The following is a 14906-nucleotide window of genomic DNA, read 5'->3' on the forward strand; positions in this document are numbered from 1 at the left end:
CTCCAGCGTAAGAGGTCAGCCGCGGTGCTGAACCAGTGCGTCATAGGTACGCCGGAAGCTGGTCTTCTCGGCTTCGCTCAGCGGTAGCAGCGGGGCCCGCGCAGGCCCAACAGACAGACCCGCCAGTTCACAGCCGTGCTTGATGTACTGGCAGAACTTGCCGCCCTGCTCGAGCAGGTTCAGCATCGGCAACAGACGCATGGCGAGCTCGCGGCCGGCGACGAAGTCCTGGTCGACGACACAGGCCTGGTACAGCGCCACATGCTCGGGAGCCAGGAAGTTGGAGGCGCCGCAGACCCAGCTCCGCGCCCCCCAGACGAAGAACTCCAGCACCTGGTCGTCCATGCCGCAACTCAGCTGCAGCTGATCACGGAACTCGGTCGCCAGTGAATGCATCCGCTCGATGGAGCCGGTGCTTTCCTTGATCGCCTGGAAGTTCGGGCGGTCACGCAAGGCCTCGATGAACTCGAGGCTCATGGGTGTACCGGTGCGGTCGGGAAAGTTGTAGAGCATGATCGGCATGTCGAGGGCATCGTCGACACGGCGGACATGAGTCAACAGCTCTTCCTGGGTCGGCTGGCAATAGTAGGGAGCGGCCACGAGAATGGCATCGAAACCGGCAGCCTTGGCATGCTGGCCAAGCTCCAGGCTGTCTTCTGTCGTGGTGGCATTGATGCCCGCCATGATCGGGATACGGCCCTTGGCATGGCCTGCCACGGCGTCGAAGACCTGCTTGCGTTCTTCCTTGCTGAGGGCATAGTACTCGCCGGTGGTGCCGCCGATGATGAGGCCATGCACCCCTTGGTCGATCAGCGTGTCGACCACATTCTTCAGCGTGTCGAGCTGGATGGAGCCGTCCTCGCCGAAAGGGGTTACGACGGGTGTCCAGATACCATCGAAATTCATATCGTCACCTAGTTATATGGCATTAGTTGTATGGAATGTTGTGAGGCAGCCACATCGGCCGTGGACTCAGAATAAACAGCGATCAGGAGTCGCAAAAGAAACCTTTTTTGCCACCAAACAATAACCAGTTGTTATGGTTTCCATCATGCTATTTTTGTCGAACTTAATCGCCTGGCTTCCACTGAGACAGTGGAGAAAACTGTCTTCATATATGCGAGAAACTGGTTCCTGTAAGGTGCGGGTGGCAGACTAGATCAACGGGTGATCTCCAGCTCGACAAGTTCGCTGCAATTCCGAGACAACTCGAGTGTATCGACGGTCTCGCTACTACCCACTCATTCACAGCCATCGATGGTCACGATCACAGCATCTTGCGACATTCTTCGGGTTCCTCTTGTCTTAGTCTGGCATCCTGCGGCAATAGATCTCATCGCTACACGAAGACCTATCGACATCTAATATCTTTTTACTTATGTACAATGATGAACATTAAGTTGACAGTCATGTACATCTGCCATTAACTTCGTCAAGTACACAACAAGGTGGAGGCCTGTTCATGACCAAGGACATCCCGCCAGCGTTCAACAACAAGTCAGGCCGCTAGGAAAGATATCGAAGTTGTCTTGGCGGTTTTTAGAAAGATTCAAAGGGGGAGAAAATGTCATTTAAAAGAACCATTCATGCTATAGATACGCACGCAGGCGAACCAATGCGCGTTGTCACTGGCGGTGTTCCCAACATCCCCGGCAAGACGGTGCATGAGAAGATGGTATGGCTGAGAGAAAATGACGACCAGCTGCGTAAGCTAATGCTACGTGAACCTCGTGGTTATCCCCCTCTCTGCTGCAATGTCATCGTTCCTCCATGTCATCCCGATGCTGATGCCGGCTATGTGATCATGGAACAGATCGAGTATCCGGTCATGTCTGGTGGCAACACCATTTCCGTGGCGACGGTGCTGCTAGAAATGGGAATGCTACCGATGCAAGAACCCGTTACGGAGCTTGTTCTTGAGGCGCCGGCTGGGCTCATTCGCATCAGGGCCGAATGCAAGGATGGCAAGGTTAAAAGCGTCACTTTCAAGAATGTACCTGCGTTTGCAGCCTACCTCGATACAGAAATAGACGTTCCCCATCTCGGCAAGGTAAAAGTAGACGTAGGGTGGGGAGGGATGTTCTATGTTATTGCGGATGTCCGACAGTTTCCCGGAGTGGAACTAATACCCGAGCATGGGGCGGAGATAGCACGGATTTCAGCCATGATCAGGCAAGCAGCTATTGAGCAGTTGCCCGTTGAGCACCCTGATTACCCTGGGGTTGGGATCACGATATCACAACTTTCCGGGCCGGCAAGTAGCCCAGATGCTGATTGGAAGAATGCGGTGACAGTGGCGTCTGGTGATTTTGATTGGGACAAGCCCAGTACGTGGACGGGTGCCATCGACAGATGTCCATGCGGAACGGGAACATGCGCAAAAATGGCAGTGCTTCACGCCAAAGGCGAGCTGCCGTTGAACCAGGATTTTCGCCACCAGGGCATCCTTGGCAACGTGTTTACGGGGAGACTTGTCGAGGAAACGAAAGTTGGTGAAAAGACAGCGGTAATACCGACTATCTCCGGAACAAGTTGGATTTACGGAATCAATACCTATGTGTTGGATAATGATGATCCATTCACAGAAGGATTTTGCGTGCAGGACATCTGGGCCTGAGGACAGGGGCGACGTACGCCCCTATCCGCCGCTCACAAGAAGCGGCGGATCTCCTCAAGCACCACCGTGTCGATTGCAATGCACTCCTCTTCCGACATATTGCTTCGTACCGGGCGGCGGTTGGGCACGTAGGTACCACCACGTTCGGCGATTCGGTCAAGATGCTGGGTCAGTCGAGTGGAAAAACGGTCGTCAATAATGGTGGGGTGAATCGCAATGATCGTCATCCCTGCGTCGATCACCTGATCTCCGCCCTGGAAATCCGGCATATCGAGCGACCATGAGGCACCGGATAATCCGGCCGCAAGGCACTCGACCATCAGCGCCACATTCGCGCCTTTCGTGCCGCCGAATGTCAACAGCGCACCGCGCAGGCCGGCCGCTGCATCGGTGGTCGCGTTACCCTGCTCGTCGATGGCCCAACCTTCGGGAATCTTGCGCCCTTCTTCCGCTGCCTTTACCAGGTTGACGAAGGCCGTCGCACTGGACGCCTGGTCAATGACCAGCGGCGCGTTGACGTCGGCCAGGGGCGCGGCGAACGCCATTGGGTTGGTGCCGAAAACGATCTTGCCACTGGGCGAGCCCGCCACCACGGCCGGACTGTTGGACACGGCAAAGGCGATCACGCCTTCCAGGGCAAGACGGCGAACATAGTAGCCCAGTTCACCGGTGGTATAGCTGTTGCCTTGGGTGAAGATCGTAACGCCCAGTTCCCGGGTTTTTTCGACAAGCGTCGGCATTGCCCGGTCGAAACCGAGCTGCGCTATGCCTCCATCCGCGTCCGAGTGGATGATAGCGGCCAGGGGCGACGTGATTTTCGGCTCGGCTTCTCCATTGATGCGTCCTTCACGGAAACTGGATAGATAATCCAGAAGATGCGGGAACCCGACACTGGGGTGTCCGAAAAGCGCCGCCGAAACCGTCGCCCTTGCCAGGGAACGCGCGGTGGCAGGGTTGGCGCCCGCAGCGAGACAGGCCTGTTCAGCCAATGCCTCTGCATCGTGGGAGGAAAGTGTTTGCTGACTCAAGGAAAGATACCTCTCATGTTCTTAATGCTGATTAATTCACGTATCCGAGCAGCCTTGGCAGGAACAGCGACAGCGACGGCCAGTAAGTCGTGATCAACATCACAGGCAGAGCGCCAAGCAGCATGAAGCTGAAGGCCGGCCGAAGGACCTGCGACATCCCAACCTTGCCGATCCGACAGCTCATAAACAGGATGGGTGCCATGGGCGGGCTATTGCAGCCGATGACGACGCTGGTGCCCACGATGGCGGCAAAATGCACCGGATGAATGCCGATGCTCTCCATCACTGGCAACAGCAGCGGGCTGAGGATGGCCACGACACTCACGTCGTCCATGATCATTCCCATCAAGATCAAGAAGATATTGACCATGAGGAGAATCAGCAGTTTGTTCTGGAACACCTCGAGCAACAGCTCGGTCAGCTCCTGCGGCACTCGCTCGAAGGTGAAGATACGGCTGGCCACGAAGGAAAAGAGCAGAATGATCATGATGACGCCAGTGGTCGTGGCGGCGTGGATGAAACTCTGTGCCAGGGCCTTCAGGTTGAGGTCGCGATAAACGAACAGTCCGACGGGGATGGCATAGACGACGGCAATGGCGGCCGCCTCGGTGGGGGTAAAGATGCCACCGTAGATGCCCCCCAGGATGATGACCGGGAGCATCAAGGCAGGGAAGGCCTTCCAGCCGGTACTGCCGATATTCCGGAACCGGTTACTCAGTGTGAGCGTCTCTGGGCTGTAGGCGGGATTCTTGCGCATCTTGATAGCGTTGATCACGCACAGGAATACGATCAGCAAAATGCCCGGCCCGATGGTAGCCAAGAACACAGCGGCGACGGATTGCCGGGTTACCACCGCGTACAGGATCATGGTGATGCTGGGCGGAATCAGCAGGCCGAGCAGCGAAGATATCCCGACCAGAGCGGTGGAATATGGTCGGCTGTAGCCGTGTTTTTCCATCGGATCGATCATGATAGTGCCGATCGAGGCCACCGCGGCCGAGGCCGTTCCCGAAATGGCACCAAACACCCCGCAGGCCATCACCATCGAGGTCCCCATCCCGCTGCGGGATGAGCCGACGATTGCCTCGACAAAGCGTATGAGCCTGGCTGCAATCCCCCCTGACTGCATCAAATACCCTGTCATGATAAATAACGGGAGGGCCAGCAAGATAATGGAATTGATCGACCAAAAGCCTGTCGTCATTAGTGACGATATATCGACATCATAGGCAAACGAGAGTACGAGAGTCATGGCAGCGAACGAGAATACGACCGGCACGCCTATGATCATTAATAGTATGACTGCACCTATCGCTAATAAGGCACCCATATTTTTCTCCGATTATTGTCAGGAAGTCTCTTGAGGAGAGACGTCTTATTGGGCTACAGCTTTAGCTCTTCTGAATAGCTTGCTGACATCATGAATGAGGTCGCGGAGCACGTAGAGCAACAGCAAAATGCTCGCAATGAGGAGGCTTCCTTGCGAAATGTACTGCGGAATACCGAACACCGGCGTGACTTGCCCCTTATCGAAACCCCAGGAAAAAAGGCTATAGCTCCAATTAACGAAAAAGGCCGCCATCACCACCGACAGGGCGGTGGCAATAAGTCTCATTGCGTCGTGCAATGCCTCGTTATCGGAAAAAGCTTGAAAGAAATCAGCACTGAGATGGGACCTCTCCCGTGAGGCCAAGGCCGCTCCGAGCATGTACAGCCACATGGCAGCTATCAACACCAGCTCCTCAAGGCCAAATACCTGCACATCAAGCAGCGCCCTAAACACTATGCCGCCTACCATGGCAAAAGAAATGAAAAGGCCCAGCACCGTAACCGCAACTTTTATAATAAACGCGAGTGCATTATCGATGCGGGTTAAGTGATCCATAATGATTTTCATGATATTACCCCAAAGGTATCGAACACAGAGTGGCCCTCACTAGCAGGAACCACTCCGTGTCACCCGGCAGGTATTATTTATTTAGGCTCTGATGCATGCTCGCGGACGGCGCTCATGACATCCTCCCCGAGGGACTCCTCCGCCTCGACCCACACTGTCTCGCGGACCCGCTCGATCCAATCTTTCATTTCTTCATCGGACGGCTCGATATATTCCATTCCATCTTCCTGGGCCTGCTGGATCCACTTTTCATCCTCGGCCTTGGCGTTCTCGAACTGCTCATTGATGACGACTTCCACGGCATCCGCGATGATCCCGCGATCTTCCTCGTCGAGTGCATCCCAGGCATCCTGGTTCATCAGGAACGTATAGAAGGAGAAGTTATGCTTGGAGTGGACGAAATAATCGAGCAGGTCGTTGAAATAGGTATAGTCCCAGTAAATTACATTACTCGAATCGCCATCGACGACCCCGGTCTGGATGGACGTGTAAACCTCGGACCAGTCGATCGGCACGGCCTGGAAGCCCATGGCCTGTATCGTCTGAGGCAGCGGGAAGATCGGCTGGGAGCGGAGCTTGATCCCCTGCGCATCTTCATAGTTGGTAGCATAGGTATCCGCTGTCGCTATACCGCCAAAGCCTTCCGGAAAGGGCCCCAGATATTCCAGACCAATATCCGAAAGGATGGGATCAATGGTCTCCGAAATCCAGCCACCCTTGCCATAGGCATCTAGTGCTTCATCCCAACCCAAGGTCAGATAGGGCAGCGTCAGTACGCCAAGTCGCTCATCGTAGGAAGTTTGCGGCCAGCCCAGAAAGAGGTCGATGTTACCCCTGACCAACTGGTCGAAAAGCTCCTGAGGCCCACCGATCTCCCCTTGATAGAAGACGTTCATGGTGATTCTGCCATCAGATTGCTCTTCGACAATATCAGAGATTCTTTTTACTGCCAGGCCTTGGGGCGATTCCCGGTCGCCTGCCTCCGTTGCTATCGTCAGCTTTAATTCCTCATCGCTTGCCCAAGTGGAAGCTGAGAAACCAAGAGCGGCGAGAACCGATACTGCGGCTATGCTTGAGCTAACTTTTATTGAGCTTTTTAATGTCATAACACCTTCTCCAGGCAGGCTATTGTAGTTGGAATTCATCTCGTGATTAACCACTAGTCAAGCACGAATGACATATATCTAATGCACCTCATGACATACATGTAATGCTATTTTTATGATGGAGGTAATGGAAACGATTTTTCATCAGTGCAAAACATAACCTGAGGTTATCGTTGCCATGTCTTATGGAGTAGACATTCATCGACACATGCTGATATCTGCTGTCGGTGATCAAGCCGCCATCCGCGGGACCGCGAATGGCGTGGTTATATCGCCTTCAGAAAAGCAATTGACGGAGACGGTGCTGACAGGACGAGGTGGGTGGAACGCTCATCCCTTACGAAAAGTCAGGCCAAAGACTTCAGGACTGGCGCTGCCTGCGGAACTTCGCGGGGGCGATATCAAAGAATTGGCGGAAGCAATGGCGGAAGTGGGTAATACTGGTAAAGCCACTGGCCACCGCGATATCGGCGATGGGCTTGTTGGTCTGCTGCAGCAATTGCCGAGCGTAAGTCACGCGGAGTTCAATGTAGTAGCGAGACGGGGAGGCATCGACATAACGGCTGAAGAGCCGTTCGAGTTGGCGACGGGATATATTGACCCAGCGGGCTATCTCGTCCACCGAAAGAGGCTCATCGATATTGTTATGCATCAGCTCCAGTGCCAATTTCAGGGCTTGCGGCAGGGTAGGATCACGATCAAGGCTCAAGACGGAAACATCCATCACCTCTTGGGCCTTGTCACAATTGAGTATTTCCTCAATCGCATCGACGAAGCTCGGGTCATGATCACGCCTCAACCAGTCCAGCATCATGGAGAGCGAGCTATTGGCACCGGCGCAACTGATCCGTTTCCTGTCCAGCACATAGGAATGTCTGGACAGGTGTACGCTGGGAAATGATTCGAGCAGCATGGCGCGGGAATCGGGATGTATGGCACAGTCGTGGCCATTCAGCACTCCAGCATCGGCAAGAAAGAAGGAGCCGTTCCACAGCCCTCCCAAGGTCGTGCCTGCGGCATCGAAGCCGCGTAGCGTGGAGCGGATCAATGGCGAACTCTGCAAGCGCACACGGAAGCCGCCACACATGATGAGCAGGTCCAGCCGTTGTTCCTGCAGCACCGATAGCTGGCAATCCGTCGAGATGGCAGTGCCCAGATCGCTGACGACCAAATCGTTCGTTGCACCGACCACCAGTACCTCGACCAGCGGCTCCCGAGTCATCAGGTTGGCGGTTACCAAGGCATCCACCGCTCCAGCGAAGGCCATCAAAGAGAAGTTATCCAGGAGCACGAACGCCACTCGTCGCTGCAAAGGCTGCGATCTTGAGTCTTCCCCTGCGTTGAGGTGTGCCATGTTCTTGCGTTTCAACAAGCTCTTGAAGGAGGCGCTCATCATGTCACTCCAGGGGCCTGACAGCCTTGCATGTCAAGCATGCATCAATGGTTGAGGGCGAATTACGACTGTTGTCCTGTGTCGCTTTTGGATAACCTGAAAGATGCGGGTGCAGCGTCTTTTCCATGTTCCGTAGTCTATGTTCCGGCCAATTATCCTCGACATCGACTTTTTTTCCAGGATGTTGATAACTTTTCATTATGACAACACACACCGATCCCGATCAGAGGCTGCTCAAGATGCCATCGCTGCGCGCGGTGAGATCCTTCGTGGCGGCGGCCAAGTATCAGAACTTCACCCGAGCCGCCGAGGCACTGTGCGTCACCCAAGCGGCCATCAGCCGGCAGATCCGCGAGCTCGAGAGCTACCTGGGCACCGAGCTGTTCAAGCGCACGGGGCGGTCAATAGAACTGACCAAGGCTGGTTCGATCTTCTTCGATGCGGCGCAACTGTCGTTCATCAATATCGCCCAGGCCGCGGAACGCATTCGTCAGGACCACGGCAATACCGGCAAGCGAGTCCTCACACTCTGTTGCTCTCCCGCTTTCTCGGCACTGTGGATGTCGCGTCGGCTGCCGAGCTTCTTCAGTGCCAACCCGGATATCGACCTCAACCTGATCACTACCCAGAATTTCCACTCCATGGAGCCTGGGGTACTGCCTGATATCTTCATCACCAAGATGGCCAAAGTGCGGGAGGGGTATCACAGTCATCCTCTGTTTCACGATGTCATTTATCCGATCTGCACCCCACGTTACCTCGAGCAGCATCCCGAGATACGTAGCCTTGAAGGACTGCGAGATGGAGTGCTGTTAAATCTCAGCCCCTATGGCCGCTCGCAGGTCGCCGAGCACGTGGACTGGGGGGTCTGGCTGGCCATCCATGATATCGACATCGAGAGCCGTTCCCGGGACAGCCTTCATTTCTTCAATGCCAACGACTACAACATGTTGGTGCAGATGGTCCTCAGTGATCAGGGGGTGGCCCTCGGCTGGGATCACCTCATCGGCCCCCTGGTCGACCAGGGCCTGTTGGTCAGGCCGGTCGAACAGAAGGTCGTACTGGAGGACACGCACCATTACATGGCCTACCGCGAGGACAAGGAGGATGACGAGGCGCTGAGCCGCTTCCGGAAATGGTTCCTGGACCAAAACGGCGTGCCGATAACCACCTGAGGCCTTAGGCTGTGGCTAGCGGGTGATGCACCAAGCGCCTGACCGCCAGCTCCACCCCGCGTAACTCGGCCAATCCTTTGAGGCGGCCGTAGAGCGGATAGCCGGGCCGAGTATCGCGGTGCTGGTCATCAAGGATGTGGTGGCCGTGATCGGGACGCAACGGCAGGCGTGGTCCGCCCTCGTGTTCGCGGCGCCGCTCTTCGTTCACCAATGCCTGGATCACGCCGACCATATCGACATCACCACTTAGGTGATGAGCCTCGTGAAAGGTGCGCGGGTCCGACGATTCACGCCGCGTCGAGCGGAGATGGGCGAAGTAAATATGCGGCCCGAAGCGACGGGCCATCTCGACCAGATCAATGGATTCGCTAACCCCGTAAGAACCGGTACACAGGGTCAGGCCGTTGGCAGGGCTAGGGGCAACATCGAGGATCCACTGGGCATCCTCGGGGCTGGATACCACCCGTGGCAGACCCAGCATTGGTCGCGGTGGATCGTCGGGATGGATTGCCAGGCGAATGCCGACCTCCTCGGCTACCGGCACGACTGCCTTGAGGAAATTGCCCAGGTGAGCCCGCAGCCGTTCGGCGTCGATACCATCATATTCGGCCAGCACCTCGCGGAACCGCACCAAGGTGTAGTGCTCCTCGGCACCAGGTAGGCCGGCAATGATGTTGTTGATCAGTCGCTGACGCGCTACCTCGTCCAAGCCATCCAGATAGCGCCGTGCCTCGGCCTGCTCGGCATCGTCATACTCCTGCTCGGCACCAGGGCGCGCGAGTAGATAGAGATCGAAAGCGGCGAAGGCGGACTGTTCGAAACGCAGCGCCAGGCCGCCATCGGGGAGCTGCCAGGTCAGATCGGTACGTGTCCAGTCGAGCACCGGCATGAAGTTGTAGCACACGGTGTCGATGCCGCAGATTGCCAGATTACGAAGCGTCTGCTGGTAGTTGGCAATATAGAGCGAGCAGTCGCCACTTTGCTTCTTGATGTCTTCATGCACCGGTACGCTCTCGACCACCGACCAGGTAAGCCCACTAGCCTCGATGAGGTGTTTGCGCTCGCTGATCGCTTCCACCGGCCATACCTCACCATTGGGGATCTCGTGCAGCGCGGTGACGATGCCGGTGGCTCCGGTCTGGCGAATCTCGTCGAGTGTGATGGGATCGTCAGGACCGAACCAGCGCCAAGTATGTTCCATAGGGCTCTCCTAAGGTGACGGACGTTCGATATGCTGCAAGGCGCCCGACAGGCCTTCTTCCGTCAACGTCCGATAGACCGCCGTCACCACCTCGGCAAAGCCAGGCCACTGGGCCAGCGCTGGCGGGAAAACGGCATCCACCGCGAGGAAGGCATCGACCAGTTGCGCGGGGGAATCGCCATGCTGCTCATGCAGTTTGGCAAAGGTGGCCGCCAGCGGGTCGTCCACGGGGTAAGCCGTGCCGTGTAGATCACGACCAGCGGTATAGCGGATCCAGGCCGCCACACCCAACGCCGTGCAAGGAATCTCGGCGCCAACCTCAAGACGTGCCAGCGCGCCAAGCAGCCAACGTTGGGGCAACTTCTGGGAGCCGTCCATAGCGATCTGCTGCAGTCGATGGCGCAGACTGTCATTGGCGAATCGCTCGAGCAGCGACTCGGCATAGGCGGCAAGGTCGGTGCCTGCAGGCATCTTGAGGGTTGGTGCGGCCTCCTCGAGCATATAACGACGCAGCAGCGCCACCAGGTCCTCACGACTCACTGCCTCGAAGACCGTCTCGATACCCGCCAGGGAGCCCAGGTAGGCCAGCAGCGAATGGCTGCCATTGAGCATGCGCAGTTTCATGGTCTCGAAGGGCGCCACGCCGGTGACCATCTCCACACCATCGCCTTCCCAGGAAGGACGTCCCAGCGGGAAGTCGTCCTCGATCACCCACTGCGAGAAGGCCTCGCCAACCACGGCATTGGGATCCTCTACCCCCAATTCGGTCAGTCGGTCGAAGTCGTCCTCGGTCATGGCCGGCACGATGCGATCGACCATGCTGCAGGGAAAGGCCACTTCACGCTCGATCCACTCGGCAAGCTCGGCATCGCGGCATGCCGCCAGTTGAGTCACAGCGATCCGGGTGCGCTTGCCGTTGTCGGGCATGTTGTCGCAGCTAAGCACGGTGAATGGTGGAACTCCTGCAACTCGGCGGCGTGCCAACGCCTCGACCACGAGGCCCGGTGCGGTGCGAGGTGCCTCGGGATTGTCGATATCGGCGGCGATGGCTGGGTCGCTGCGCAGCAGCTGGCCCTCGGCCGGGCTCAGGAAATACCCCTTCTCGGTCACCGTCAGGGTGACGATATGCACGGCGGGGTCGGTCATCCGCGCCAGTAGTGCTTCAAGATCGCGCCCCCATCGGCCCGAACCGTTACGGCCGCTGAACATGACCTCTTCGATGACGCCGATCTCACGCAGGGTGACATGCTGGCTGCCGGCGTATTCAGCGACATGGTAGCGATAGCCAGCTTCGCGCAGCCCATCGACCAACGCCACGCCCCCGCGCAGGTTGGCGCTGCACACGCCCCACCCCAAGTCGCCACTACGCTGTCGATAGCGTTCCAGGTAGACCGCCTGATGGGCACGGTGGAAGGCGCCAAGCCCCAGATGAACGATGCCAATACGGCCGCTTCCCTCGGCCGCCGGCACATGTTGAATATCACTCATCGATATGTCTCTCTCATTGGCCCATCAACAGATTGGGAAGCCATAGCGAGACCGCCGGCACATAGGCCACCAGCAGCAGCACAGCGATATTGCAGACCAGAAACGGCAGAATCGCATACGCTACCCGCAACATCGGTAGATTGCCGATCCCCGAGACCACGAACAGGCACACCCCCACCGGAGGTGTGGTCAGGCCAATCATCAGATTGAGTACCGCCATCACCGCGAAGTGCACCGGGTCCATGCCAACCCCGGTGGCCACGCCCAGCAACGCCGGAAACAGGATGATCAGTGCCGCGATGGTCTCCATGAACATGCCGACGAACAGCAGGATCAGATTAAGGATCAGGATCACCACGATGGGGTTATCGCTGATGGTCAGAATGGCATCGGCCACCATCTGTGGAATCTGCTGGCTGGTCAGGATCCAGCCAAACAAATTGGCCAGGCCGACCAACAGCAACAACGCTGAGGAGGTCAGTACGGTATCGGTCAGAATTCCCGGCAACTTGCGCCAGGAGAGCCCTTTATAGATGTACATGCCGACCACCAGGGCATAAAGACTGGCGACGATCGATGCCTCGGTGGGGGTGAAGAAGCCGCCGATGATGCCGTAGAGGATGATCGCCGTCATCAACAGTGCCCAGAAGGCGGTTCGCGCTTCGCGCAGCAGTTGCAGGAAGGGAACGCGCTCTTCCTTGGGGTAGCGGCGGCGCACGGCCAGCAGATAGGTGGTGATCATCATCGCCACCCCCAGCAGCAGCCCGGGGATAGCACCAGCCAGGAACATGCGCCCCACCGACACGCCGGTAAGAGAGCCAGCAATGATCATCGGCACGCTGGGGGGAATGATCGGGCCGATGGTCGAAGAAGCGGCCGTGACAGCGGCGGCAAACGGTTTGTCGTAACCGGACTTTGACATGCCCGGGATCATCACGGCGCCGATGCTGGCAGCATCGGCCACCGCCGTTCCCGAGATACCACCGAAGATCATCGAGCCCCCCACGTTGGCCAGCCCCAGGCCTCCGCGAATATGACCCATCAGCGCATTGCAGAAACGCACGATGTATTCAGTGATGTTGCCGACGTTCATCAGATTGCCGGCCAGTACGAAACCGGGAATGCACAACAACACGAAGGTGTCGATGCCTGCGTACATGCGCTGCGGCACGATGGTCAGCGAAATGCCTTCCAATAGCAGGTAGGCCAATGAGGAGATGCCTAGAGAGAAAGCGATCGGCACCCCGACAAGCAGCAATACCAGAAAGACGCTAAACAGTACGATCACTTCCATTATCGCGTCTCCGTTTCGGCGGCCAGGGATTCCCCACGCCACAGGGCAACCAGCCCTTCAATGAACCCGATGGCGCTATACAGCAGTACCAGAGCGAACAGCACCACAGTGGAAAGGAAGATATACAGCATCGGCACCTTCAGTGTGGGTGAGGTCTGCCAGGCACCAATCTGGGCGTACTGCCAGGCATAGGGCAGCACGATGAAAGCGAAGCCACCGACCAGCAAGCTCACCAACACCTGAAAACCGGCTCGCCCCCGTAGCCCCAACCAATGATGGAAAAGCTCGACATTGACGTGGCGATTCTTGCGGATCACCACACCCGCCGATAGAGCCACCATGTAGATGAACAGGTAGCGCGAAAGCTCTTCGGTCCAAGCCGGCGAGAACGGCAGGAACAAGCGTCCCGCGATCTGCAGCAACACAGCGCCGGCGATGCCCACTAGTGCCAGAGTGGCAAGCCAGGTGAACAGCGTGTCGATCCAGCCAATCACGCGGCCGATTACCCCGCCAAGTTTGGGGACCGTCGACATGGCTTCCAGGCCTTCGACGACCTGCTCGACATGCGGTTCTTGATCGGGAGATCCCATACACGATCCTCATGCAGGACGCTCAGCCGTCCGATGGTGGAAAATGGAGCGGATACGAGTACCCGCTCCGTCGGCTGAGGACTATAGGTTCTGAATGGCCTCGAACAATTCCTTCTGTTCCTCGTTCAAGGATTCGAGGACGGCCGGTCGCGCCTTTTCGGCGAAGGCCTCGGTATCGACCTCGATGAACTCCATGCCACGCTCCTGCAGATCCTGCCTGAGACGCTGCTCATCCTTCTTGAACAACTCGGCCTCATAGGTCTGCATTGTTTCGGCAGCATTGAAGATCACCTGCTGCAAGTCCTCGGGCATGCTCTCGAGCTTATCCTTGCCGATCACCACATAGATCCAGCTACGCACGTGGCTGGTAAGGTTCACGTAATCCTGGACCTCGTAGAAGCTGGCGCTCTCGATCAGGCTCAAGGGGTTCTCCTGGGCCTGGATGGTGTTCTGTTGCAGCGCCGTAAATACCTCGCTGAAGGCCATTGGCGTAGGGCGTGCACCGAGTGCTTCCCAGGTATCGACGAACAACGGCACATTGGGTACGCGCAGGCGCAGGCCATCGAGATCAGCAGGCTGACGAACCGACCGGTTGGAGGTCAGATGGCGCGGGCCGCGCTCGAACCAGGCCAGAGGCACCAGGTTGGTGCGCTCGGTAATCTGGGCCTCGATCTCATCGCCGATCTCTCCCTCCACTGCCTTATGCAGGTGTTCGGAGTCTCGGAAGGCATAAGGCACCGCCATCATTGCTGCCTTGGGCGCCCAATTCTGCAGGCTCTCACCGGTGATGGTCATGTCGGCGGTGCCTAGCTGGATGCTATTGATGACATCCATTTCGGCGCCAAGCTGCTCGTTGGGATAGATCTGTACCTCGACACGACCATCGGAGTTGGCCTCGACCTCTTCCTTGAACTTCACCGCGGCCTGGTGCCAGATGTTCTCCTGGTTGGCGAGGTGGCCGAATTTCAGTGTGAAATCAGCGGCCAACAGGGCCTGGCTACTGAGGATGGCCGCCCCGAGGACGGTGCTGGTAATGAGCTGCTTGATCATGGCGTTCTCTCCTGGCACTTGCTGTTGTGGGTATCAGTCAGTGAGGTCTTGCGAGCATGGGAGTGGC

Annotated in this window: 13 protein-coding genes; 2 read left to right on the forward strand and 11 right to left on the reverse strand. The window is 57.2% G+C overall.

Features of this window, described 5'->3' with window-relative positions:
* Window positions 1-15: 15 nt before the first annotated feature.
* Window positions 16-906: a 4-hydroxy-tetrahydrodipicolinate synthase gene (gene dapA, locus L861_RS21675; protein ID WP_016418808.1), complete on the reverse strand. Its 891-nt coding sequence runs from the start codon at window positions 904-906 to the stop codon at window positions 16-18.
* Between the two features lie 658 nt (window positions 907-1564).
* On the opposite strand from dapA, the gene L861_RS21680 reads away from it, so the two are divergent.
* Window positions 1565-2617, forward strand: a complete 1053-nt coding sequence (locus L861_RS21680) for a proline racemase family protein (protein WP_016418809.1) — start codon at window positions 1565-1567, stop codon at window positions 2615-2617.
* 32 nt (window positions 2618-2649) lie between these two features.
* Here L861_RS21680 and L861_RS21685 read toward each other — a convergent pair whose 3' ends face one another.
* The 5 genes from L861_RS21685 to L861_RS21705 form a co-directional block, all read right to left on the reverse strand.
* Window positions 2650-3645, reverse strand: coding sequence for an Ldh family oxidoreductase (locus L861_RS21685; RefSeq protein WP_016418810.1), 996 nt, complete (start codon window positions 3643-3645; stop codon window positions 2650-2652).
* 31 nt (window positions 3646-3676) lie between these two features.
* Window positions 3677-4975 carry a TRAP transporter large permease gene (locus tag L861_RS21690; RefSeq protein ID WP_021029261.1) on the reverse strand — a complete coding sequence of 433 codons (1299 nt, stop codon included), beginning with the start codon at window positions 4973-4975 and terminating at the stop codon, window positions 3677-3679.
* A gap of 45 nt (window positions 4976-5020) precedes the next feature.
* Complete coding sequence (locus tag L861_RS21695) at window positions 5021-5542, reverse strand: TRAP transporter small permease (RefSeq protein ID WP_081645931.1); 522 nt, start codon at window positions 5540-5542, stop codon at window positions 5021-5023.
* 77 nt (window positions 5543-5619) lie between these two features.
* Window positions 5620-6648, reverse strand: a complete 1029-nt coding sequence (gene dctP, locus L861_RS21700; protein ID WP_021029262.1) for a TRAP transporter substrate-binding protein DctP — start codon at window positions 6646-6648, stop codon at window positions 5620-5622.
* 361 nt (window positions 6649-7009) lie between these two features.
* Window positions 7010-8044 (reverse strand): GlxA family transcriptional regulator, encoded by a 1035-nt coding sequence (locus L861_RS21705; protein ID WP_236617193.1) that lies wholly within the window; start codon window positions 8042-8044, stop codon window positions 7010-7012.
* Window positions 8045-8241: 197 nt separating this feature from the next.
* Here L861_RS21705 and L861_RS21710 point away from each other — a divergent pair, with 197 nt between their 5' ends.
* Entirely contained in the window at window positions 8242-9216 is a 975-nt protein-coding gene (locus tag L861_RS21710; protein ID WP_016418815.1) for a LysR family transcriptional regulator, read from the forward strand.
* Between the two features lie 4 nt (window positions 9217-9220).
* On the opposite strand, the gene uxuA is transcribed toward L861_RS21710, so the two are convergent.
* The 5 genes from uxuA to L861_RS21735 form a co-directional block, all read right to left on the reverse strand.
* The gene (gene uxuA, locus L861_RS21715; protein ID WP_016418816.1) at window positions 9221-10417 is read right to left on the reverse strand and encodes a mannonate dehydratase; all 1197 of its coding nucleotides are present in this window, start codon (window positions 10415-10417) and stop codon (window positions 9221-9223) included.
* A gap of 9 nt (window positions 10418-10426) precedes the next feature.
* The gene (locus L861_RS21720) at window positions 10427-11905 is read right to left on the reverse strand and encodes a mannitol dehydrogenase family protein (RefSeq protein ID WP_016418817.1); all 1479 of its coding nucleotides are present in this window, start codon (window positions 11903-11905) and stop codon (window positions 10427-10429) included.
* A gap of 13 nt (window positions 11906-11918) precedes the next feature.
* Complete coding sequence (locus L861_RS21725) at window positions 11919-13199, reverse strand: TRAP transporter large permease (protein ID WP_016418818.1); 1281 nt, start codon at window positions 13197-13199, stop codon at window positions 11919-11921.
* Window positions 13199-13789 carry a TRAP transporter small permease gene (locus tag L861_RS21730; protein ID WP_016418819.1) on the reverse strand — a complete coding sequence of 197 codons (591 nt, stop codon included), beginning with the start codon at window positions 13787-13789 and terminating at the stop codon, window positions 13199-13201. Before L861_RS21730 ends, L861_RS21725 begins: the two co-directional genes overlap by 1 nt.
* 81 nt (window positions 13790-13870) lie before the next feature.
* Entirely contained in the window at window positions 13871-14839 is a 969-nt protein-coding gene (locus L861_RS21735; protein WP_016418820.1) for a TRAP transporter substrate-binding protein, read from the reverse strand.
* Window positions 14840-14906: the final 67 nt, after the last annotated feature.

Origin of the sequence: Litchfieldella anticariensis FP35 = DSM 16096 (assembly GCF_000409775.1) — a bacterium.
Taxonomy (GTDB): Bacteria; Pseudomonadota; Gammaproteobacteria; order Pseudomonadales; family Halomonadaceae; genus Litchfieldella; species Litchfieldella anticariensis.

Coding starts and splice junctions, on each gene's coding strand:
- dapA (WP_016418808.1), bottom strand. CDS start 906: ATGAATTTCGATGGTATCTGGACACCCGTCGTAACCCCTTTCGGCGAG.
- L861_RS21695 (WP_081645931.1), bottom strand. CDS start 5,542: ATGAAAATCATTATGGATCACTTAACCCGCATCGATAATGCACTCGCG.
- L861_RS21690 (WP_021029261.1), bottom strand. CDS start 4,975: ATGGGTGCCTTATTAGCGATAGGTGCAGTCATACTATTAATGATCATA.
- L861_RS21680 (WP_016418809.1), top strand. CDS start 1,565: ATGTCATTTAAAAGAACCATTCATGCTATAGATACGCACGCAGGCGAA.
- dctP (WP_021029262.1), bottom strand. CDS start 6,648: ATGACATTAAAAAGCTCAATAAAAGTTAGCTCAAGCATAGCCGCAGTA.
- L861_RS21720 (WP_016418817.1), bottom strand. CDS start 11,905: ATGAGTGATATTCAACATGTGCCGGCGGCCGAGGGAAGCGGCCGTATT.
- L861_RS21705 (WP_236617193.1), bottom strand. CDS start 8,044: ATGATGAGCGCCTCCTTCAAGAGCTTGTTGAAACGCAAGAACATGGCA.
- L861_RS21725 (WP_016418818.1), bottom strand. CDS start 13,199: ATGGAAGTGATCGTACTGTTTAGCGTCTTTCTGGTATTGCTGCTTGTC.
- L861_RS21710 (WP_016418815.1), top strand. CDS start 8,242: ATGACAACACACACCGATCCCGATCAGAGGCTGCTCAAGATGCCATCG.
- L861_RS21730 (WP_016418819.1), bottom strand. CDS start 13,789: ATGGGATCTCCCGATCAAGAACCGCATGTCGAGCAGGTCGTCGAAGGC.
- uxuA (WP_016418816.1), bottom strand. CDS start 10,417: ATGGAACATACTTGGCGCTGGTTCGGTCCTGACGATCCCATCACACTC.
- L861_RS21735 (WP_016418820.1), bottom strand. CDS start 14,839: ATGATCAAGCAGCTCATTACCAGCACCGTCCTCGGGGCGGCCATCCTC.